This window comes from Nocardioides dokdonensis FR1436 (genome assembly GCF_001653335.1).
GTDB classification, from domain to species: domain Bacteria; phylum Actinomycetota; class Actinomycetes; order Propionibacteriales; family Nocardioidaceae; genus Nocardioides; species Nocardioides dokdonensis.
This window is the reverse complement of the sequence record NZ_CP015079.1, coordinates 4,051,872-4,072,997: the sequence shown is the minus strand read 5'-3', so window position 1 is coordinate 4,072,997 and position 21,126 is coordinate 4,051,872. Positions and strand designations below refer to the sequence as shown.

Genomic DNA, 21,126 nt, shown 5'->3' with positions numbered 1-21,126 from the left:
CCCATGATCGTGGCGCAGACCGTGCAGAACCTCGTAGTCCTGGCCTCCGAGGAGGAGCACGAGATCAACCAGGTGCTCTCGTGGGGCATCGGGCTCCTGGTCCTCGGCATCATGCTGGCCCTCTTCCTCGCTCTCACCGCCTTCGGCAACGGGCGCGAGCACAGCTGAGTCCCGTCTCATGACGCGTCGACGCCGGGTCGGCGTCATGGGTGGCACCTTCGACCCGATCCACCACGGCCACCTCGTGGCGGCATCCGAGGTCCAGGCGTGGTTCGACCTCGACGAGGTCGTCTTCGTCCCCACCGGCGACCCGTGGCAGAAGTCGGACCGCAAGGTCACCGAGGCCGAGCACCGCTACCTGATGACGGTGATCGCCACCGCGGCCAACCCGCGGTTCAACGTCAGCCGCGTCGACATCGACCGCGCGGGCCGGACGTACACGATCGACACCCTGCGCGACCTGCGGGAGCGGCTGCCCGACGCCGACCTCTACTTCATCACCGGCGCCGACGCGCTGGCCGACATCTTCACCTGGCGCGACGCCGAGGAGCTCTTCGAGCTCGCCCAGTTCGTCGGCTGCACCCGTCCCGGCTACGAGATGGACGAGGAGACGTTGCGGGCGATCCCCGCCGATCGTGTCACGATGGTGGAGATCCCTGCGCTGGCCATCTCGTCCTCGGACTGTCGGGCGCGCAAGGAGCGCGGCGAGCCCGTGTGGTACCTCGTCCCGGACGGTGTCGTGCAGTACATCGCCAAGTACGACCTGTACCCGGCGCGACCGCCGTCCCAACCCTTGACCCAGCGACTTCCCGGAGACTCATGACTGCCACCGACCACGCGACCGAGCTGGTGCTCGCCGCCGCCCGCGCCGCCGGCGACAAGCTCGGCACGAACCTCGTCGCCTTCGACGTCAGCGAGCAGCTGGCCATCACCGACGCCTTCCTGCTGGTCTCGGCCGCCAACGACCGCCAGGTCAAGGCGGTCGTCGAGGCGGTCGAGGACGGGCTGCGCGAGATCGGCGCGAAGCCGATCCGCCGCGAGGGCGGTCGCGACGGACGCTGGGTGCTCCTCGATTACGGCGACATCGTCGTGCACGTCCAGCACGAGGAGGAGCGCGAGTTCTACGCCCTCGAGCGGCTGTGGCGCGACTGCCCCGCGATCGAGCTCCCGGCCGACGTCACCGACCAGCGGTGAGCCGCACCCTGGTCCTGCTGCGGCACGGCCAGACGGCCTCCAACCGCACCGGGCGCATCCAGGGCCAGCTCGACGTCGACCTCGACGACACCGGTCGCGACCAGGCCGAGCGCACCGCCCCCGTGGTGGCGGCACTCGCACCCGACCTCGTCTGGTGCTCCGACCTGGTCCGCGCCCGATCCACCGTGGCGCCGGTGCTGCGCGCCCTGGGCCGCGCGCCGGCCTCGGCGACGTACGACGCGCGGTTGCGCGAGTTCCACCTCGGCGAGCGGCAGGGGATCTCCCACGAGGAGTACCGCGCCCTCGACGCCGAGGAGTTCACGGCCTTCCGGGCCGGGCACTACGACGTGGTGCCGGGGGCCGAGAAGGCCGCCGAGGTGCGGATGCGGATGGCCGAGGCGCTCGGTGAGCTGCTGGCCGCGACCCCCGCGGGCGGAACCGCGCTGGCGGTCTCGCACGGGGCAGCGATCCGGGTGGCCACGGGGGCGCTGCTGGGCTGGCCCGAGGAGCAGTTCCGGACCCTGCACGGCCTCGGAAACTGCGGCTGGGCGGTCTTCCGGGAGCACCCGGAGGACGGCGAGCTGCGGCTCGAGGCCTACCACCGCACCATCGGCTGACCCCGAATTCGCATCGTCGCGGGACGTCGGCTAATGTTCCGCAGGTCGCTCACCGGAGACGGATGAGGCAGACGGATGGGGCTGTGGCGCAGCTGGTAGCGCATCTGCATGGCATGCAGAGGGTCAGGGGTTCGAGTCCCCTCAGCTCCACCATCGCGAGGACCCCCGGTCGGGCACGAGAGTGCCGGGCCGGGGGTCCTCGCCATTTCCGGGATCCCGGCCCGGAGGGCACCGCTCAGGCGGGCAGGACGCAGCCGGGGTTGAGGATGCCGCGCGGGTCCACCGCGTCCTTGAGCGCGCGCGACAGCGCCATCGCGCCCGGGTCGAGCTCGCGGGCCAGCCAGTCCCGCTTGAGCCGGCCCACCCCGTGCTCGCCGGTGATGGTCCCGCCGAGGTCGAGGGCCAGTGCCGTGATCGCGTCGAAGGCGCGTGCAGCGGCGGCCACCGAGGCGGGGTCGGCCGCGTCGTGGACGATCGTCGGGTGCATGTTGCCGTCCCCGGCATGGCCGAAGACGCCGATGGTCAGCGACTCGGCGGCGGCGATGCGCTCGACGCCCTCGAGGAGCTCGACGACGCGGCCCCGGGGCACGCAGACGTCGTCGAGGATCCAGTCACCGAGCTGCTCCAGCGCCGGGAGGGCCTGGCGCCGCGCCTCGAGCAGCGCCTCGCCCTCGGCGGCGTCGTCGGCGCTGACGACGTCGACGGCACCGGCGGCCTCGCACAGCACCGCCATCCGTTCGAGGACGAGGGCCGCGGCCGGGTCGTCGCACTGCGCGAGGAGCATCGCGGCGGGGGTGCCGCCCTCGCCGAGGCCCATCCGGGTCAGGCGGTCCACGGCGTCGAGCGTGGTGCGGTCCATCACCTCGAGCATCGACAGGGGCAGTCCCGCGGTCGCGACCGCAGCGACCGCGGCCCCGGCGGCGGCGAGGCCGGGGAACGTCGCGACCAGCGTGCGGGCCGGGCCGGGGGCGGGCAGCAGCCGCAGGGTGATCTCGGTGATCACGCCGAGCGTGCCCTCGGAGCCGACCAGGAGCGCCGTCAGGTCGTAGCCGGCCACGCCCTTCGCGGTGCGCCGGCCGGTCCTCGTGATCGTGCCGTCGGCGAGCACCACCTCCAGCCCGAGCACGAAGTCGCCGGTGACGCCGTACTTGACGCAGCACATGCCCCCGGCGTTCGTGGCGACGTTGCCGCCGATCGTGGAGAAGGCCACGCTGCCGGGATCGGGCGGGTAGAAGAGGCCGACCTCGGCCACGGCGGTGCGCAGGTCGCCGGTGACGACCCCGGGCTGGACCACGGCCAGCCGTTCACCGCGGTCGATCTCGAGGACGCGCGCGAGACGCCGGGTGGACAGCACGACCGAGCCGTCGGGGGCGGTCGCGGCGCCGGACAGCCCGCTGCCGGCGCCGCGCACCACCACCGGCACCCGGTGCTCGTGGGCGATGGCCAGCGTCGCGGCCACGTCGGCGGTGCTGCGGGGGCTCACGACGGCGACCGGCCCGGCCCCGCCGACCAGACCGCTGCCCACCCCCAGGGCCGACTCGTCGCGCGCGTAGGACGCGACGAGGTCGGGGTCCGTGGTGACCAGGTCGGGACCGAGCCGGTCGAAGGGAGTGCTCACCGGTGTCGGCGGCCGCTCAGCCGACGCGCATCTCGCCGAGCTCCGACCAGTCGGTGCCCTCGACCTCGGTGCTGACGATGCGGGGGGTCTCGACCAGGTACGCCGGCAGCTCGCGGGTCGCCTTCTGGAAGTGCTCGGACTGCACGTGCGCCCCACCGGCCTCACCGTCGGCGAAGGCCTCGGTCAGGAAGTACTCGTTGCTGTCGTCGAGCGCGCGGGCCCAGTCGAACCACAGGCAGCCCGGCTCGGCACGGGTCGACTCGGTGAACTCGCGCGAGATCTCGGGCCAGCTGTCGGCGTGCTCGGGCTGGATGCGGAAACGGGCGGTGATGAAGATCAAGACTCTCTCCTCTGTGCGGACGGGCGGTCCCGACGACCGGAGCGTGGACCTGCCGCGACGAGCCTAGGCGCGACGGGGCTACGCTGCGCCACACACGTCTCGTGGTGACCAGGAACCCGGTGCAAGTCCGGGGCGGTTCCGCCACTGTGAGCCCGCAGCAGCACCGCGGGCGTAGCCAGACACTGGCCACGGGACCTCCGTCGAGCAAGGGGCGAGAACCCCGAGGAGAAACGCGATGAGGCCACGCCCGTCCCCGTCCACCCTGTCCGCGGCCACGGTCGCCCTGGTGCTGCTGCTGGGCGCCTCGGCCTGCGCCGGAGCGCCGGAGCCGCCCGCAGGTGCCGCGCCGGCCGGCGCGCCCGGGTTCCCGGTCGAGATCACCAGCTGCGGGCACACCAGCACGCTCGAGAGCCCCGTGCGACGAGGCGTCACGATGAACCAGGGCGCCACCGAGGTCGCCCTCGCGCTCGGTGTCGAGGACCAGCTGGTCGGCACCGCCTACCTCGACGACGCGGTGGCCGGCCGCTGGGCCGACGCCTACGCCGCGGTCCCGGTGCTCTCGACGCAGTACCCGACCCGGGAGGAGCTGCTCGCCACCGGGCCCGACCTGGTCTACGGCGCCTACGTCAGTGCGTTCGACGCCGGGGCCGCCGGCAGCCGCGAGGAGCTGGAGGGCAGCGGCACCGCCGCCTACCTGTCGCCGTTCGCCTGCGAGGACGACGACCTGCGTCCGGCCCCCTCCTTCGAGGCGGTCTGGGACGAGGTGGACGCCGTCGCCGCCGCGTTCGGTGTGCCCGAGCGAGCCGAGCGGCTGCGCGCCGAGCAGCAGCAGCAGCTGGCCGACCTGGCGGCGGCCGAGGCCGGTGCGGACCTCGACGTGCTCTGGTACGACTCCGGTGACAGGACGCCGTACGTCGGCGCCGGCGCCGGCGGCCCGCAGCTGGTGCTGGACGCGGTCGGGGCGACCAACGTCTTCGCCGACCAGCCGGGCGGCTGGGTCGAGGCCAGCTGGGAGAAGGTCGTCGTGGCCGACCCCGACGTGATCGTGCTGGCCGACGCCGCGTGGTCCAGCGCCGCGGACAAGATCGCCTACCTCGAGTCGGACCCGGTGCTGAGCACCCTCGGTGCGGTGCGCGAGCAGCGCTACGTCCGGGTGCCGTTCTCGGAGTCGACGCCGGGGGTGCGCCTGGTCGACGGGGCGAGCTCGGTGGCCGCCCGGCTGACCAGGCTGTCCGGCTCGTGATCCGGGGCCGACCGGCCCTCTCGTCCCTCGTCCTGCTGAGCGCGGGCGCCGTGCTGCTGCTCAGCATGGCCGTGGCCCTGGGCATCGGCGCGGTGCCGGTCCCGCTGTCGACGGTCGTCCAGGTCGTCGTGCGCCGCCTCGGTGTCGAGGGCCTGGGCGTCGAGGGGTTGGACGTGAGCCTGCTCGACGACCAGATCGTCTGGCAGCTGCGGATGCCGAGGGTGCTGGGGGCCGCGGCGATCGGCGCCTCGCTCGCGTGCTGCGGTGCGGTGCTGCAGGCACTGACCCGCAACGACCTGGCCGACCCCTACCTGCTGGGCATCTCCAGCGGCGCGGCCGTCGGGGCCGTCACGGTCATCGTGCTCGGGGTCTCGGTCGTCGGGCTGGTCGGCTCCGCAGCCGTGGCCGCGGCCGGGTTCGTGGGGGCCTTGGCGGCGCTCGTGCTGGTGCTGGTCCTGGCCGCCGGGCCGGGCGGGTCGCTGTCCCCGGGACGCACCGTCCTGGCCGGGGTGGCCACCGCGCAGGTGTGTGCCGCCTACACCTCGATGGTGGTGATCATGGCCGGGGACGCGGACGCCGCGCGTCGGGTGCTGGGCTGGACGCTGGGGTCGGTGGCCGGGCTGCGCTGGGGGACGGCGCTGAGCGTGAGCGTGGTAGCCGTGGTCTCGACCCTGCTGTTCATGACCATGGCCGGCCAGCTCGACGCACTGGCCTTCGGGGAGTCCTCGGCGCGCTCGTTGGGCATCGAGGTCGACCGGCTGCGCTGGCTGCTGATGGTCGTCACCGCGCTGGTCACCGCGTGCCTGGTGGCGTTCTCGGGGGCCATCGGCTTCGTGGGTCTGGTCGTGCCGCACGTGGTGCGGTTCGTGACCGGTCCCCAGCACCGGCTGCTGCTGCCGCTCGCGGCCCTGCTCGGCGCCGTCCTGCTGGTCTGGGCCGACACCCTGGCCCGTTCATGGGTGTCGGGCCAGGAGATCCCGATCGGGGTCGTCACCGCGATCGTCGGTGCCCCGTTCTTCGCCTACCTGCTGCGACGCACCCCGGCGGCGGCATGAGCGCGCCGGTGCTGGAGGTCCTCGGCGTCAGCTGGTCGGCGCCACAGCGCGAGCAGCCGGTCCTGGACACGGTCACCCTGCAGTGCCGGCCCGGACGGGTCACCGGGCTGCTGGGTCCCAACGGGTCGGGCAAGACGACGCTGCTGCACGTGGCGGCGGGACTGCGCCGGCCCGACGCCGGGTCGGTGCGCCTCGACGGTGTCGACGTGCACCGGATGCGCGCGCGGCAGCGGGCCCGCCGGCTGGCGTTGGTCGAGCAGCACGCGGCGACCGGCCTGGCGCTCACCGTGCGCCAGGTCGTCGAGCTCGGGCGGACGCCGTACCGCTCGCGGCTGGGCTCCGGGCCGGTGCGCGGCGAGGACGCCGCCGCGGTGGCCGAGGCGATGGCGCTGGCCCGGGTCGAGCACCTGGCCGACTGCGACTGGGCGCGGCTCTCGGGCGGCGAGCGGCAGCGCACCCAGCTGGCCCGGGCGCTGGCGCAGCAGCCGGCGCTGCTGCTGCTCGACGAGCCGACCAACCACCTCGACCTGGGCCACCAGCTCGACTTCCTCGAGCGGGTGCGCGGACGGGGGCTGACCACGCTGGCGGCGCTGCACGACCTCGAGCTGGCGGCGGGCTTCTGCGACGACGTGGTGGTGCTCGACGGCGGCCGGGTGCGGGCCGCCGGTCCGGTGGCCGAGGTGCTCACCCCCGACCTGGTCGCCGAGGTCTACGGCGTGGACATCGACGTCGAGGCGCACCCGCGCCGCCCCGCGTCGCACGTGCGGTGGAACAGCGTGCTGCGCGGGCACCCGGCGCTCGGGGAGGCGCGATGAGGTTAGGCTGCGCCCACACGTCTCGTGGTGACCAGGAACCCGGTGCCGGCAGCGATGTCGAAGTCCGGGGCGGTTCCGCCACTGTGAGCCCGCTGCGAGAGCAGCGGGTGTAGCCAGACACTGGCCACGGGACCTCCGCCGACCAGGGGCGAGAACCCCGAGGAGAAACACGATGACCCGACGCGTGCGCATCGCGCTGCTGTCCACCTCCGACACCGACCTCCTCTCGGCCCGCGCCAGCGGGGCCGACTACGTCGTGGCCAACCCGGCCCGGCCGGGTCACCAGTCGATGGCCGAGACCATCGAGGGCTGCGACCTGGTGGTCGGACGGGTCCTGGGCTCGCCGCAGGACCTGTGCTCCGGCTTCACCCGGGTCGCTGCCACGGGCGTCCCGACCGTCGTGCTGGGCGGCGAGCAGCAGCCCAGCGCCGAGCTGATGGAGCTCTCCTCGGTGCCGATGGGCATCGCCGCGGAGGCCCACCGCTACCTCGCCGAGGGCGGCCCGGCCAACCTCGCCCAGCTGCACGCGTTCCTCTCCGACACGGTGCTGCTGACCGGCGAGGGGTTCGAGCCGCCGGCCGCCCTGCCCCAGTGGGGCTGGGCCCGCCCGCACGTGGACAGCGACCTGCCGCGGGTCGGCATCCTCTACTACCGCGCCCACGAGGCCAGCGGGAACACCGCCTTCGCCCACGCCCTGGCCGACGCGGTCGACGCGACCGGCCTGGCCGTCGGCGTCCCGATCTTCGCGGGCTCCCTGCGCGCGGCCTCCGACGACCTGTACGACGCGCTGGGCACCCTCGACGCGCTCGTGGTCACCGTCCTCGCCGCCGGCGGCAGCACCCCGGCGACGGCCGGCGCCGGCGGTCACGACGAGGCCTGGGACGTGGAGCGGATGGCCGCCCTCGACATCCCCGTCCTCCAGGGCCTGTGCCTGACCAGCAGCCGCGCCGAGTGGGAGGCCAGCGACGACGGGGTCACCCCGCTCGACTCCGCCACCCAGATCGCGATCCCCGAGTTCGACGGACGGATCATCACCGCGCCGTTCTCGTTCAAGGAGATCGACGCCGAGGGGCTGCCGCGCTACGTCGCCGACGCCGAGCGGTGCGACCGGGTCGCCCGGATCGCGGTCAACCACGCCCGGCTGCGGCGTACGCCGCCCGCGCAGCGCAGGGTCGCGCTGATGCTCTCGGCCTACCCGACCAAGCACTCGCGGGTCGGCAACGCGGTCGGCCTGGACACGCCGGTCTCGACCATCCGCCTGCTGCGCCGGCTGCGCGACGCCGGCTACGACCTCGGTGCCCCCGGGGAGATCCCGGGCCTCGAGCTGGGCGACGACACCGAGGCCGGCGACGCGCTGATCCATGCGCTGATCGCCGCCGGCGGGCAGGACGAGGAGTGGCTGACCCACGCCCAGCTCAGCGACGCCCACGTGCGGATCACCCCCGAGCAGTACGCCGCGTGGACCGCCGACCTGCCCGCCGACCTGCGCGCGCAGATCACCGACGCGTGGGGCGGCGCGCCCGGCACCCTGTTCACCAACGCGGCCGGTGAGATCGTGCTCGCCACCATCACGGCGGGCAACGTGGTGCTGCTGATCCAGCCGCCCCGGGGCTTCGGGGAGAACCCGGTCGCGATCTACCACGACCCCGACCTGGCCCCCAGCCACCACTACCTCGCGGCCTACCGCTGGCTCGAGGCGTCGCAGGAGTCCGGCGGGTTCGGCGCGCACGCGGTGGTGCACCTGGGCAAGCACGGGTCGATGGAGTGGCTCCCGGGCAAGAACGCGGCGCTGTCGGCCTCCTGCGCCACCGACGCCGCGATCGGCAGCCTGCCGCTGGTCTACCCGTTCCTGGTCAACGACCCGGGGGAGGGGGCCCAGGCCAAGCGCCGCGCGCACGCCACGATCGTGGACCACCTCATCCCGCCGATGGCGCGTGCGGAGACCTACGGCGACATCGCGCGCCTGGAGCAGCTGCTCGACGAGCACGCCAACATCGCCGCGATGGACCCCGCCAAGCTGCCGGCGGTGCGCGGCGAGATCTGGCAGCTGATGCACGCCGCCGAGATGCATCGCGACCTCGGCCTCGACGAGCGCCCTGGTGACGAGGAGTTCGACGACTTCCTGCTGCACGTCGACGGCTGGCTCTGCGAGATCAAGGACGCCCAGATCCGCGACGGGCTGCACGTGCTGGGCCAGGCCCCCGAGGGGGAGGCCCGGGTCAACCTGGTGCTGGCGATCCTGCGCGCCTCGCAGGTGTGGGGTGGTGAGTCCGCGGCGGTGCCCGGCCTGCGCGTCGCGCTCTCCGGTGGTCGAGCAGCGAGGGCCGGAGGCTCGGGCATCGTCGAGACCCCGGAACCGCAGCAGGGGCTGGCCGAGCTCGACCAGCTCGAGGCCCAGGCCCGCGACCTGGTGCTCGCGATGGAGAAGGCCGGCTGGGACCCCGCAGCGGTCGCGGACCTGCACCACGACCCCGAGGTCCGGCGCGTGCTCGCCTTCGCCGCCGAGCAGGTGGTGCCCCGCCTGGACCGCACCACCGACGAGCTCGACGCGGTGCTGCACGCCCTCGACGGCGGGTTCGTCCCCGCCGGCCCGTCGGGCTCCCCGCTGCGCGGGCTGGTCAACGTGCTGCCGACCGGGCGCAACTTCTACACCGTCGACCCGCGCGCCGTGCCGAGCCGCCTTGCCTGGCAGACCGGCGTCGCGATGGCCCACTCGCTGCTCCAGCGCCACCTCGACGACACCGGCGCCTACCCGACCTCCGTGGGGCTCTCGGTGTGGGGCACCAGCGCGATGCGCACCTCCGGCGACGACGTGGCCGAGGTGCTCGCCCTGCTCGGGGTGCGCCCGGTCTGGGACGAGGCCTCGCGACGCGTCTCGGACCTGCAGGTGGTGCCGCTCGAGGAGCTGGGCCGCCCGCGGATCGACGTCACGGTGCGGATCTCCGGCTTCTTCCGCGACGCCTTCCCGCACGTCGTGGCGATGCTCGACGACGCCGTGCAGCTGGTCGCCGACCTCGACGAGCCCGCCGAGCAGAACTTCGTGCGCGCCCACGTCGAGGCCGACCTCGCCGAGCACGGCGACCGCCGCCGGGCCACCACCCGGGTCTTCGGCTCCAAGCCCGGCTCGTACGGCGCCGGCATCCTGCAGGTCGTGGAGTCCGGCTCCTGGCGCGACGACGCCGACCTGGCCGAGGTCTACACCGCCTGGGGCGGCTTCGCCTACGGCCGCGACCTCGACGGGGCGCCGGCCGCCGACGACATGCGCACGGCGTACCGCCGGATCCAGGTGGCCGCCAAGAACATCGACACCCGCGAGCACGACATCGCCGACTCCGACGACTACTTCCAGTACCACGGCGGGATGATCGCCACCGTGCGCGCGCTCACCGGGGCCGAGCCGAAGGCCTACGTCGGCGACTCGACCAGCCCCGACGCGGTGCGCACCCGCACCCTGCAGGAGGAGACGAACCGGGTCTTCCGGGCCCGCGTGGTCAACCCGCGCTGGATCACCGCCATGCAGCGCCACGGCTACAAGGGCGCCTTCGAGCTCGCCGCCACGGTCGACTACCTCTACGGCTTCGACGCCACCGCCGGGGTCGTGCACGACTGGATGTACGAGTCGCTGGCCCGCGAGTACGTGCTCGACGAGACGAACCAGGAGTTCATGCGCCGCTCCAACCCGTGGGCGCTGCGCGGCATCGTGGAGAAGCTGCACGAGGCCGCCGACCGCGGGCTGTGGGAGTCCCCGGCCGCCGACACGCTGGCCCGGATGCAGGCGGTCTACCTCGACCTGGAGGGCGACCTCGAGGACCGGGCCGGTGGCTGAGGCGGTCGCCGAGGCGATGGGCGGGGCCCGTCGCGTGGTCGTCGTGGGCATCGGGATGGGCCCCCAGCACGTCACCGTCGAGGCCGCCGTCGCGATCGGCTCGGTCGACGTGGTGCTGGCCTTCGCCAAGGGCCCCGACGACCCGCTGCTGGAGGTGCGCCGTGCGGTCTGCACGACGTACGGCGTGCCGCTGGTGGTCCTCGAGGACCCGCCTCGTGCGCGGCACGACGACGTCGACTACGACGCGGCCGTCGACGCCTGGCACGCCGCCCGGGCCGAGGCGTGGGAGGCGGCCCTGGCCGGTCACCCCGGCGATCTGGGGCTGCTGGTCTGGGGCGACCCGGGCCTCTACGACTCCACGCTGCGGCTGCTCGACCGCCTGCAGGAGCGGCGGCCGCTGGCGGTCGAGGTGGTGCCCGGCATCAGCAGCCTCTCACTGCTGGCCGCCCGGCACCGCCTGGTGCTGCACGACGTCGGCGCACCCCTGCACGTCACCACCGCCCGCCGGCTGCCCGAGGCTCTCGCCGAGGGGCAGCGCAACGTCGTGGTCGTGCTCAACCGCCGCCTCGACGCGCTGGCGGACCCCGCCCTCGCCGACTGGTCGATCTGGTGGGGCGCCAACCTCGGAGCGCCCGGCGAGCAGCTGGTCGCCGGGCGGGTGGGCGACGTGCTGGCCGATCTCGAGGTGGCCCGGGAGGCGGCCCGGACGGTGGACGGCTGGGTGCTCGACCTCCACCTGCTGCGCGCCCCGGCCCCGGACGCCGCGTGAGCGGGCACCCCACCACCGGGCACACCGTCCTGGCCGTGCCGGTGCCGGAGCTGGACGACTGGGTGCGGGCCCGCACCCGTGCCTACGACGCCGCCTGGGTCTCCGCCGACCCGGGGTTCGTGCACGCCCACGTGACGGTGCTCGCGCCCTGGGTGCCGGCACCCTCCGACGCCGACCTCGAGCGGGTGGCCGCGCTGCTGGCGCCGGTGCCGGCCTTCGAGGCCCGGCTGGGCGAGGTCGACGTCTTCCCGAACGGGCTGGTGCACCTGCGCCCGGGGCCGCTCGCGGCGTTCGCGGCGCTGACCGCTCTCGTGGTCGACGCCTACCCCGGCCACCCGCCGTACGAAGGCAGGTACGGCGCCGTCGAGCCGCACCTCAGCCTCGACCAGGTCGGGCCCGGCCCGGCGCCGGGCGGCCCGCCGGTCACCCGGGGCTCGGTGGGCGCCGACCTGGCCGACCGCCTGCCGGTGCGCACCCGGGTCGACCGGGTCGACCTGCAGTGGTGGCAGGGCGACGGGTGCCGGCTGCTGCACTCGTTCCCGCTCGCTCCCGCGGCTGGTGCCTGATGGCCGGGCTGCTCGTCGCCGGCACCACCTCGGACGCCGGCAAGAGCGTGGTCACCACCGGACTGTGCCGCGCGCTGGCCCGACGCGGGGTCGCGGTGGCGCCGTACAAGGCGCAGAACATGTCGAACAACTCGATGGTGGTCGCACACCCCGACGGCGGCGCCGCCGAGATCGGGCGCGCCCAGTGGGTGCAGGCGCTGGCCGCGCGGGTGCTGCCCGAGCCGGCGATGAACCCGGTGCTGCTCAAGCCCGGCAGCGACCGGCGCAGCCACGTCGTGGTGCTCGGACGCCCCGCCGGCGAGGTCTCCTCGGGCGAGTGGACCACCGGGCGCGCCCACCTGGCGCACGCCGCGCACGCGGCGTACGACGACCTCGCGGCGCGCCACGAGGTGGTGGTCGCCGAGGGGGCCGGCAGCCCGGCCGAGATCAACCTGCGCTCCGGGGACTACGTGAACATGGGGCTGGCGCGGCACGCCGTCCTGCCCACCGTGGTCGTCGGCGACATCGACCGGGGTGGGGTGTTCGCCGCGTTCCTGGGCACCGTCGCGCTGCTGGCGCCCGAGGACCAGGCGCTGGTGGTCGGGTTCGTGGTCAACAAGTTCCGCGGCGACCTCGACCTGCTGCGCCCCGGCCTGGCCCAGCTCGAGGACGCGACCGGGCGCCGGTTCTTCGGCGTGCTGCCCTGGAGCCCGGACGTGTGGCTGGACTCCGAGGACGCCCTCGACCTCGAGGGTCGGCGGGCCCGGACCGCGACGGGTGCGGCCCGGGTGGTCGTGGTGCGCCTGCCGCGGATCTCGAACCTCACCGACGTCGATGCGCTCGGCCTCGAGCCGGGGCTCGACGTGGTCTTCGCCGCCACGCCCCGCGCGCTCTCCGACGCCGACCTGGTGGTGCTGCCCGGCACCCGGGCCACGCTGGCCGACCTGGCCTGGCTGCGCGAGCGCGGCCTCGACACCGCCGTGCTGGCCCACGCGCACGCGGGTCGTCCGGTGCTCGGCATCTGCGGCGGCGCCCAGATGCTGGGTCGGCGGATCCGCGACCCGCACGGGGTCGAGGGCGACCCCGGCGCCGACGTCGAGGGCCTCGGCCTGCTCGACGCCGAGACCGAGTTCACCACGGAGAAGGTGCTGCGCGCCCACGAGCCGGCCGGCTACGAGATCCACCACGGCCGCCTCACCGGCCAGCGGAGCGACGGGGCCGTGGAGGCGACCATGGTGCACGGCGCGCTCGAGGACGACGCGCACCGCGCGGCGTACCTGGCCAGGACGCTGGGCGTCACCTCGACGGTCTCCTTCCCGGCCGCCCGGGAGCGGCGGCTGGACCTGCTCGGTGACCTGGTCGAGACCCACCTCGACGTCGACGCCCTGCTCGACCTGGCCCGCCGCGGCGCCCCGGACCGGCTGCCCTTCCTGCCGCCGGGGGCACCGTGATGAGGGTGCTGCTGCTCGGCGGCACCGGGGAGGCGCGGGCGCTGGCCGCCGCCCTGGTCGGGGCCGGCGTCGAGGTCGAGTCCTCGCTCGCGGGCCGGGTCGCCCGACCCCGGCTGCCGGTGGGACCGGTGCGCATCGGCGGGTTCGGCGGCGCCGAGGGGCTGCGTGCCCATGCCGCGGCGTTCGACGCCGTGGTCGACGCCACGCATCCCTTCGCAGCCACGATCTCGGCGCACGCCGCCGGCGTCGACGTGCCGCTGCTGCGGCTGCAACGACCCGGGTGGGTCGACCCCACTGCTGGCTGGCACTGGGTCGGGGACCACGACGAGGCCGCCGCCCTCGCCGCGGGGCTCGGGGACCGGCCCTTCCTCACCATCGGTCGCCAGCAGCTCGGCGCCTTCACCGGCCCGATGGCCGCCCACGACGTGCTGGCCCGGGTCGTCGACGAGCCCGACGTCGTGCTGCCGCCACGGTGGCGGCTGCTGCGCAGCCGCGGACCCTACGAGCTCGACGGCGAGTGCGCGCTGCTGCGCGAGCACCGGGTCGACGTGCTGGTCACCAAGGACTCAGGCGGCGCGCACACCTGGCCCAAGATGCAGGCCGCCGCCGCGCTCGGGGTGCCCGCCGTCGTGGTCCGCCGCCCCGAGCCGCCCGCAGGAGTGGCGACGGTCAGCGACGTCGAGGGCGCACTGGCCTGGCTGCGATCGGTGCCAGCACGATGAGCGACCCCAGGCCGACCCGGGCCGCGAGCCGCCGGCCCCGGGCGACGTCGTGAGGGGCCGGAGCGGGCCCCTCGCCGAGTGGGGGCCGCAGCTCGACCCGGGCCTCGGGGCCGGTGCCGTAGACGGTGCGACCACCCAGCCGCACGCCCAGGGCGCCGGCGAACGCGGCCTCGACCGGGCCGGCGTTCGGGCTGGGATGGGCCCCGGCGTCGCGCCGCCAGGCCCGCACGCTCGCCGCGGGGTCCGCGCCGAGCACCGTGGCCAGGGCCGCGGTGAGCCGCGCGCCGGGCAGGTTGAGCAGGTCGTCGAGACGCGCCGCGGCCCAGCCGAAGCGGGCGTAGCGGGCGCTGCGGTGCCCGACCATCGCATCCAGGGTGTTCGCCGCCCGGTAGCCCAGCAGCCCGGGGACCCCGACCAGCGCGCCCAGCACCAAGGGTGCGACCACGGCGTCGGAGGTGTTCTCGGCGACCGACTCCAGTGCGGCGCGGGCCACCTCCGCGACCTCCAGGGTGCGGGTGTCGCGCCCCACCAGCCGCGCCACCTGGGTGCGGGCCTCGGGCAGCCGCCCCTCCTCGAGCAGCCGCCCGACCGCGGCCGCCTCCCGGTCGAGCGTGGTGCCGCCGAGCACGGTCCAGGTCGCCGCGGCGGTGAGCAGCGCCTGCGCCACCGGACGGTGCCGGGCGCCGTGCTCCGCCGCCGCGCCGACGGCCACGCCCGCGCCCACCAGCAGCGCCACGTGGACCACGCCGGCGCTGCGGCGATCGGCGTACGTCGTCTGCTCCAGGCGGGCGGCCAGGGTGCCGAACCCGGCCACGGGATGCCATCGTGCGGGGTCGGCGAGGGCGCGGTCGAGGCCGTAGCCCAGCGCCAGCCCGACCGCCCGGCCCCTCGATCCGTTCAGCACTGGAGGTCCTCGTGAAGGTTCTCGTCACCGGTGGCGTCCGCTCCGGCAAGTCGCGCCACGCCGAGGCGCTGGTGGGGGAGCGGGCAGCGACCTACGTCGCCCCGGGCCCCACGCCGCAGGAGCAGGACGACCCCGACTGGACCGCGCGCATCGAGGCCCACCGGCAGCGGCGTCCCGCGGCGTGGACGACGCGCGAGACCCGCGACGTGGCGGGGGCCCTGACCTCGGCCGACCGGCCGGTGCTCGTCGACTGCCTGGGCACCTGGCTCACCGGGCTGCTCGACGAGGAGCAGGCCTGGGAGCAGCCGACCGAGGCGGTCACGGACCTCGTCGAGACCCGCCTGGACGCCGTGGCGGCCGCGGTGCGCGCCTGCCCGCACGACGTGGTCGTGGTGACCAACGAGGTCGGGCTCGGCGTGGTGCCGGAGCACCGCTCCGGCCGGCTCTTCCGCGACCTGCTGGGCACGGCCAACCAGCGGGTCGCGGCCGCCTGCGACGAGGTGCACCTCGTGGTCGCGGGCCGGGTCCTGCGCCTCTGACCGGCAGGTCACCACGGCGCACCGAGCGGCGGCCCGGCCAGCACGCCGACCAGCAGCGCCGCGAGCGCCAGCTCGACCGCGGCGCCGAGCACGTCACCGGTCACGCCGCCGAAGCGACGCACGACGCGGTGCAGCAGGACGGCCACCACGAGCAGCGCCAGCGCGGCGGCGACGAGGCCCGACCAGCCGGCAGCCAGGACCAGCAGACCGGCTGCGACCAGCCACAGCGCGAGCGCGGCCGTCGGCCGCACGGTGCCGACGTACGCCGCGCCCAGGCCGTCGGGGCGCGCGCCCGGGACGCCGCGCAGGCAGCACAGCGCGAGCGCGGCGCGGGAGACGCAGACCAGCAGCCCGGCGACGACCGCGCCCCGGGTGGTGGTGAGCAGCGAGGCCAGGGCAGCGGCCTGGGTGCCCAGCACCACGACCGTGGCCACGACGCCGGCGGGCCCGGAGGTGCCGGACTTCATCACCTGCAGCGACCGCGCGCGGTCGTAGGAGGCGCTCAGCCCGTCGGCGACGTCGGAGAGCCCGTCCCAGTGCAGGGCCCGGCTGCCGGCGGCCAGCGCCCCGACCGCGAGGACCGACACCACGAGCGGGGGCAGGGACAGCCAGGCACCGAGCAGGCCGAGCCCGGCCACGAGCAGGCCCAGCGGCAGCACCGCCACCGGGGCCAGCAGCATCGCGCGGCCGGCTACGACCGGGGTGACCGTGCGCGGTGCCGGCACCCGCAGCGCGGTCAGGGTGCCGACGGCGAGGCGCCAGGCGTCAGGCACCGGCCGGACCCGTCGGCGCCTCGGGCATCAGCTCGCTGAGCAGGGCGACGTCGCGCAGCAGCGACACCGCGCTGCGCAGCACCGGCACCGCGGTGACCGCGCCGCTGCCCTCGCCCAGGCGCATCCCGAGGTCGAGCAGCGGCTCGAGGCCGAGGTGGGCCAGCGCCAGCGACTGGGCCGGTTCGGGGGAGCGGTGCCCGGCGGTGCACCACGCGGCGGTGCCGGGGGCGATCCGCTCGGCGGTGAGCGCGCAGGCCACCGACATCAGCCCGTCCAGCAGCACGGGCACGCCGGCCTGCGTCGCGGCCAGCAGGTAGCCCACGGTGGCCGCCAGGTCGGCGCTGCCCAGGGCGGTGAGCGTCTCGACGGGGTCGGTGGCGCGCTCGCCCACCCGGGCCAGGGCCTCGGCCAGCACGGCGGTCTTGCGGTCGAGGCCGGCGTCGTCGACGCCGGTGCCGCGCCCGGCCACGAGCGCGGCGTCGGCGGCCCCGAGCCCGAGCCCGGCGGCCACGAGCGCCGCCGCGGGGGTGGTGTTGCCGATGCCCATGTCGCCGCTGAGCAGCAGCTGGGCGCCCTCGGCGATCTCGCGCTCGGCCACCCGACGGCCCACGGCCAGCGCCTGCTGGGTCTCCTCGGCGCTCAGCGCGTCCTCCAGGTGGATGGCCCCGCTGCCGCGGCGGACCTTGTCGGCGCTGACCTCGGCAGGCAGGCCCTCGAGGTCGTCGTCGACGCCGACGTCGAGCACCCGCACCCGCACGTCGTGCGCGGCGGCGAGCGCGTTGACGCCGGCGCGCCCGGCCACGAATGTGCGCACCATCGCCGCAGTGATCGCCGGCGGGTAGGCCGAGACGCCGTGCCCGGCGACCCCGTGGTCGCCCGCGAAGATCACCAGGCGCACGTCGTCGAGCGGGCGGGGCGGGCACTGGCCCTGGACGCCGCTGAGCCACACGCCCAGCTCGCCCAGCCGCCCGAGCGCACCGGCCGGGACGGCCAGGCCGGCGAGCCGCTCGGCGGCGGCGCCGGCGCTGGCGCTGTCCGGCGCGGTGAGCGGGCGGGGTGACGACATGGGTCCTCCTGGAGTGGGGCTGGCGATCGGCCGCGCCAGCAGGGCGTGGACGAGGTGGTCGGTGGTGCCGGGCGGGCGGACCGCGATCCGCGCCCACCCGGGGTCGAGGCCGGGGAAGGTGTCGCAGCGGCGTACGGCGATGCCGTGCTCGCGCAGGTGCGCCCGCCCGTCGGGGCCCAGCCGGGCCAGCAGGAACGACGTCTGCGAGGGCAGCGTGCGGATCCCCAGCCCGGCGAGGGCGGCGACCAGGTGGGTGCGCCACTGCGTGATCAGGTGTGCGCGCCGCTCGGCCTCGGCGAGCGCCTCGTCGGTGCAGCACGCCTGGATCGCTGCGGCGGCCGTGGTGGAGACCGACCACGGCACCTGGCCGCGGCGCAGGGCGGCGACGTCACCCGCGGCGCCGAGCAGGTAGCCGGCCCGCACCCCCGGGATGGACCAGTGCTTGGTCAGGCTGCGCAGCACCACGAGGCCCTCGGGCGGCGCGCCGGCCAGGGTGCCGCGCTCGCCGGGCACGGTGTCGATGAAGGCCTCGTCGACGACGACCAGCCGGCCCGGGCGGCGCAGGGCGAGCAGGTCGTCGACGGGGTGCAGCCGTCCGGTCGGGTTGGTGGGGTTGCCGACCACGACCAGGTCGGCGTCCGGCGGCACGGCTCCCGGGTCGAGCGCGAAGCCGTTCTCGGCGCGGGTGAGCACGGTGGTGACCCGGTGCCCTGCCCGCTCGAGCGCCGCGTGCGGCTCGGTGAACTGCGGGTGCACCACCACCGGGCGGCGCCAGGGTCGCAGCCGCGCCACCAGCGAGAAGGCCTCGGCTGCCCCCGCGGTGGCGAGCACCTCCTCGGCCGGCCGGTCGTGGCGCAGGGCGATCGCGTGCTCGGCGGCGCCCGGGTCGGGGTAGGCGCCAACGTCGTCGAGGCTGGCGCGCAGCGCGGTCTCGAGCCAGGCCGGCCGGGGCCCGGGGTGGACGTTGACGGCCAGGTCGAGCAGGCCGGTGCCGCGGACCTCGGCGTCGCCGTGGTGGCGCAGCGGGTCGCTCGGAGCCCGGTCGTGCTCAGCCACGGTGCACCGCGTCCACGAAGCGCTGCGCCAGCTGCGGGTGCCCGGCCCAGTGCACGTGCAGGTACGCCGCGTGCAGGCTGGCGCTGGTGAAGCCGACGGTGTGCCCCTCGCCGCTCCAGGCCGGGGCCGGGCCGGCGACCGGCTCCACCTGGGTGCGGTGGAACTCGTGCCCGGTGACCCGCTCGCCGGCCCGGGTCAGCAGCGAGTCCGAGACCGCGGTCACCTCGGGGTAGGCCAACGTCAGCCGCTCGGTCATCGAGGCGACGGCCGGCAGCGCGCCGACCATCGGCGCCCCGTCGAGGCTCTGGCACAGGTAGAGCAGCCCGGCGCACTCGGCGACCGTCGGCACCCCGGCCGCCACGGCGGTCGCGATCTCGGTGCGCAGGGCAGCATTCGCGCCCAGCGCTGCGGCGTGCACCTCGGGGAACCCGCCGCCCAGGTAGAGGCCGCGGGTGCCGGGCGGCAGTGCGGCGTCGCCGGCGGGGTCGAAGGTGACCACCTCGCAGCCGCCCGCGCGCAGCAGCTCCTCGGTCTCGGCGTAGCGGAAGGTGAACGAGCGCCCGCCGGCCATCGCCACGACCGGCCGACCGGTCGCGCCCACGGGCGGGTGGACGTGGTCGGTGGGCTCCCACGCTGTCGCGTCGAGGTCGGGGGCGGAGCGCGCCAGGGCCAGCACCGCGTCGAGGTCGACGTGCTCGGCCACCTGCGCGGCCAGCCGGTCCAGGGACTCCGCGGCCAGGCCCCGCTCCGCGGCCGGCACCAGACCGAGGTGCCGCGAGGGCGCCTCGACGGCCTGGTCGCGCCCGATCGTGCCGAGCACCGGGACGCCGGTCGGCACGATCGAGTCGACGACCTCGCGCGCGTGCCGCGGCGAGCCGGCCTTGTTGAGGATGACGCCCGCGACCCGCACGGCCGGGTCGTAGGTCGCCATCCCGTGCACGACGGCCCCGATCGAGCGTGAGGATCGGGAGATGTCGACGACCAGCACGATCGGGCTGCGGGTCAGCCCTGCGACGTGGGCGGTCGAGGCGAAGCCGGCGGTCCCCACGCGGCCGTCGTACAGGCCCATCACGCCCTCGATGACGGCCACGTCGGCACCCCGGGCGCCGTGCAGCAGCAGGGGGGCGAGGAGGTCCTCGCCGACCAGGTGCGGGTCGAGGTTGCGGCCGGGGCGTCCGCAGGCCAGGGCGTGGTAGCCGGGGTCGATGTAGTCGGGGCCGACCTTGTGCCCCGAGACCTCGTGCCCGGCCCGGGTCAGTGCGGCCATCAGCCCGGTCGCGACCGTCGTCTTGCCCGCCCCGGTGCCCGGCGCGGCCACCACGACGCGGGGCAGCCGCGCAGGTGCGGGGCCGGTCACCACTCGATGCCCCGCTGGCCCTTCTGGCCGCGGTCCATCTGGTGCTTGACCTTGGTCATCTCGGTGACCAGGTCGGCGGCCTCGACCAGCGCCGGGTGGGCGCGTCGACCGGTGACGACGACGTACTGACGCCCCGGGCGCTCGCGCAGCGTGGTCACCACGTCGTCGACGTCGACCCAGCCCCACTCCATGGGGTAGGTGAACTCGTCGAGGACGTAGAGGTCGTGGCGCTCCTCGGCGATCGCGCGCTTGACCTCGGCCCAGCCCTCGGCCGCGTCGGCGGCGTGGTCGTCGGTGGAGCCCTCCTTGCGGCTCCACGACCAGCCGGCGCCCATCTTGTGCCACGAGACCGGCCCGCCCTCGCCGGTCTCCTCGTGCAGCTCGCCGAGGCGCTCGAGCACGGTCTGCTCACCGATGCGCCACTTGGCGGACTTGACGAACTGGAACACCCCGACGTCCCAGCCCTGGTTCCAGGCGCGCAGCGCGACGCCGAAGGCGGCCGTCGACTTCCCCTTGCCGTCGCCGGTGTGCACCATCAGCAGCGGCAGCGAGCGGCGCTGGGCGGTCGTGAGTCCGTCGTCGGGGACGGTGGTGGGGCGGCCCTGCGGCATGTCTGGCTCCGGTATCTCTCGTGGTGGATCGCCTCGTCCAGCGGCCGGCGGGCGCGCCACCCGTGCCGTTCGAGGTCGGGGACGTCGTGGAGGGCGCTGACGCGGCCCACGCACAGCCAGGCGACCGGGCGCACCCGGGGCGGGATGTGCAGCAGCTCGCGCAGGTGCTCCTCGCGGTAGAAGGAGACCCAACCGACGCCCAGGCCCTCGGCGGTGGCGGCGAGCCAGAGGTTCTGGACGGCCAGGCAGGTCGAGTAGAGGCCGGTGTCGTCGATGGTGGCGCGGCCCAGCACGTGGGGGCCGCCGCGGTCGGGGTCGTGGGTGACCACGACGCCGAGCCCGGACTCGCGGATGCCCTCGATCCTGATGCCTCGGAACGTCTCGGCCCGCTCGCCCTCCAGCCCGGCGGCGTACGCCGCCCGCTCGGTGGCGACGTGCTCGGCGAACCGGGCGCGGGTCGCGGGGTCGCGCACGACCACGAAGTCCCAGGGCTGGCTCATGCCGACGCTGGGGGCGCGGTGGGCCGCGGCCAGCACCCGGGTCAGGGTCGCGTCGTCGGGTGCCTCGCCGGTGAACTCCGCGCGCACGTCGCGGCGCCGCGCGATCGCCTCGTAGACCGACATCG

The 21,126-nt window shown here is 75.5% G+C and carries 19 protein-coding genes, 1 tRNA gene, 2 pseudogenes and 1 riboswitch; of the genes and pseudogenes, 14 read left to right on the top strand and 8 right to left on the bottom strand.

Annotated elements, in window-relative coordinates; genetic code table 11:
* Positions 1-3: 3 nt before the first annotated feature.
* The 5 genes from I601_RS21270 to I601_RS19115 all read left to right on the top strand — a co-directional run bounded on the left by I601_RS21270 (position 4) and on the right by I601_RS19115 (position 1,964).
* Positions 4-168 carry a hypothetical protein gene (locus I601_RS21270; protein WP_157520335.1) on the top strand — a complete coding sequence of 55 codons (165 nt, stop codon included), beginning with the start codon at positions 4-6 and terminating at the stop codon, positions 166-168.
* 10 nt (positions 169-178) lie between these two features.
* Positions 179-823, top strand: a complete 645-nt coding sequence (gene nadD, locus I601_RS19130; RefSeq protein ID WP_084527851.1) for a nicotinate-nucleotide adenylyltransferase — start codon at positions 179-181, stop codon at positions 821-823.
* Positions 820-1,194: a ribosome silencing factor gene (gene rsfS, locus I601_RS19125; RefSeq protein WP_068113333.1), complete on the top strand. Its 375-nt coding sequence runs from the start codon at positions 820-822 to the stop codon at positions 1,192-1,194. The genes nadD and rsfS overlap by 4 nt, the downstream gene beginning before the upstream one ends.
* A complete protein-coding gene (locus I601_RS19120; protein ID WP_068113330.1) occupies positions 1,191-1,811 on the top strand; it encodes a histidine phosphatase family protein in 621 nt (206 codons plus the stop codon). Before rsfS ends, I601_RS19120 begins: the two co-directional genes overlap by 4 nt.
* Positions 1,812-1,888: 77 nt before the next feature.
* Positions 1,889-1,964: transfer RNA gene (locus I601_RS19115), tRNA-Ala, on the top strand.
* Positions 1,965-2,046: 82 nt separating this feature from the next.
* Here I601_RS19115 and I601_RS19110 read toward each other — a convergent pair.
* Together I601_RS19110 and I601_RS19105 are read right to left on the bottom strand one after the other, a co-directional pair.
* Entirely contained in the window at positions 2,047-3,429 is a 1,383-nt protein-coding gene (locus I601_RS19110; protein WP_068113327.1) for an FAD-binding oxidoreductase, read from the bottom strand.
* A 16-nt stretch (positions 3,430-3,445) separates the two neighbouring features.
* Positions 3,446-3,769: a putative quinol monooxygenase gene (locus I601_RS19105; protein ID WP_068113324.1), complete on the bottom strand. Its 324-nt coding sequence runs from the start codon at positions 3,767-3,769 to the stop codon at positions 3,446-3,448.
* A gap of 85 nt (positions 3,770-3,854) precedes the next feature.
* Positions 3,855-3,974: riboswitch (cobalamin riboswitch) on the top strand.
* Between the two features lie 30 nt (positions 3,975-4,004).
* Here I601_RS19105 and I601_RS19100 point away from each other — a divergent pair.
* The 8 genes from I601_RS19100 to I601_RS19065 all read left to right on the top strand — a co-directional run bounded on the left by I601_RS19100 (position 4,005) and on the right by I601_RS19065 (position 14,195).
* Positions 4,005-5,012, top strand: coding sequence for an ABC transporter substrate-binding protein (locus I601_RS19100; protein ID WP_068113322.1), 1,008 nt, complete (start codon positions 4,005-4,007; stop codon positions 5,010-5,012).
* Between the two features lie 65 nt (positions 5,013-5,077).
* Positions 5,078-6,067 (top strand): FecCD family ABC transporter permease, encoded by a 990-nt coding sequence (locus I601_RS19095; protein ID WP_068115335.1) that lies wholly within the window; start codon positions 5,078-5,080, stop codon positions 6,065-6,067.
* On the top strand, positions 6,064-6,882 hold the full coding sequence (locus I601_RS19090; RefSeq protein WP_068113319.1) for an ABC transporter ATP-binding protein: 819 nt from the start codon (positions 6,064-6,066) through the stop codon (positions 6,880-6,882). Before I601_RS19095 ends, I601_RS19090 begins: the two co-directional genes overlap by 4 nt.
* Positions 6,883-7,054: 172 nt before the next feature.
* The gene (gene cobN, locus I601_RS19085; RefSeq protein WP_068113316.1) at positions 7,055-10,708 is read left to right on the top strand and encodes a cobaltochelatase subunit CobN; all 3,654 of its coding nucleotides are present in this window, start codon (positions 7,055-7,057) and stop codon (positions 10,706-10,708) included.
* The gene (gene cobF, locus I601_RS19080) at positions 10,701-11,477 is read left to right on the top strand and encodes a precorrin-6A synthase (deacetylating) (protein WP_237089478.1); all 777 of its coding nucleotides are present in this window, start codon (positions 10,701-10,703) and stop codon (positions 11,475-11,477) included. Before cobN ends, cobF begins: the two co-directional genes overlap by 8 nt.
* Complete coding sequence (locus I601_RS19075) at positions 11,474-12,043, top strand: 2'-5' RNA ligase family protein (protein WP_068113315.1); 570 nt, start codon at positions 11,474-11,476, stop codon at positions 12,041-12,043. Before cobF ends, I601_RS19075 begins: the two co-directional genes overlap by 4 nt.
* Positions 12,043-13,473, top strand: a complete 1,431-nt coding sequence (locus I601_RS19070) for a cobyric acid synthase (protein WP_068113312.1) — start codon at positions 12,043-12,045, stop codon at positions 13,471-13,473. Before I601_RS19075 ends, I601_RS19070 begins: the two co-directional genes overlap by 1 nt.
* Positions 13,473-14,195, top strand: a complete 723-nt coding sequence (locus I601_RS19065) for a cobalt-precorrin-6A reductase (protein WP_068113309.1) — start codon at positions 13,473-13,475, stop codon at positions 14,193-14,195. Before I601_RS19070 ends, I601_RS19065 begins: the two co-directional genes overlap by 1 nt.
* On the opposite strand, the gene I601_RS19060 is transcribed toward I601_RS19065, so the two are convergent.
* Positions 14,143-15,099 carry a cobalamin biosynthesis protein gene (locus tag I601_RS19060; RefSeq protein ID WP_179948547.1) on the bottom strand — a complete coding sequence of 319 codons (957 nt, stop codon included), beginning with the start codon at positions 15,097-15,099 and terminating at the stop codon, positions 14,143-14,145. The two genes, I601_RS19065 and I601_RS19060, sit on opposite strands and share 53 nt — an antisense overlap.
* Positions 15,100-15,110: 11 nt before the next feature.
* On the opposite strand from I601_RS19060, the gene cobU reads away from it, so the two are divergent.
* Positions 15,111-15,638, top strand: a complete 528-nt coding sequence (cobU, locus tag I601_RS19055; protein ID WP_068113304.1) for a bifunctional adenosylcobinamide kinase/adenosylcobinamide-phosphate guanylyltransferase — start codon at positions 15,111-15,113, stop codon at positions 15,636-15,638.
* An 8-nt stretch (positions 15,639-15,646) separates the two neighbouring features.
* Here cobU and I601_RS19050 read toward each other — a convergent pair whose 3' ends face one another.
* The 5 genes and pseudogenes from I601_RS19050 to bluB all read right to left on the bottom strand — a co-directional run bounded on the left by I601_RS19050 (position 15,647) and on the right by bluB (position 21,124).
* The gene (locus I601_RS19050) at positions 15,647-16,411 is read right to left on the bottom strand and encodes an adenosylcobinamide-GDP ribazoletransferase (RefSeq protein ID WP_068113301.1); all 765 of its coding nucleotides are present in this window, start codon (positions 16,409-16,411) and stop codon (positions 15,647-15,649) included.
* Positions 16,404-17,453 (bottom strand): annotated as a pseudogene (cobT, locus tag I601_RS22010) (nicotinate-nucleotide--dimethylbenzimidazole phosphoribosyltransferase); the annotation flags it as partial. The pseudogene cobT and the gene I601_RS19050, both read right to left, overlap by 8 nt.
* Positions 17,454-17,489: 36 nt before the next feature.
* A pseudogene (locus I601_RS22005) lies at positions 17,490-19,893 on the bottom strand (cobyrinate a,c-diamide synthase); the annotation flags it as partial.
* Positions 19,887-20,501 (bottom strand): cob(I)yrinic acid a,c-diamide adenosyltransferase, encoded by a 615-nt coding sequence (cobO, locus tag I601_RS21425; RefSeq protein ID WP_068113297.1) that lies wholly within the window; start codon positions 20,499-20,501, stop codon positions 19,887-19,889. The gene cobO and the pseudogene I601_RS22005, both read right to left, overlap by 7 nt.
* The gene (bluB, locus tag I601_RS19030; protein ID WP_084527847.1) at positions 20,426-21,124 is read right to left on the bottom strand and encodes a 5,6-dimethylbenzimidazole synthase; all 699 of its coding nucleotides are present in this window, start codon (positions 21,122-21,124) and stop codon (positions 20,426-20,428) included. Before bluB ends, cobO begins: the two co-directional genes overlap by 76 nt.
* Positions 21,125-21,126 lie beyond the last annotated feature (2 nt).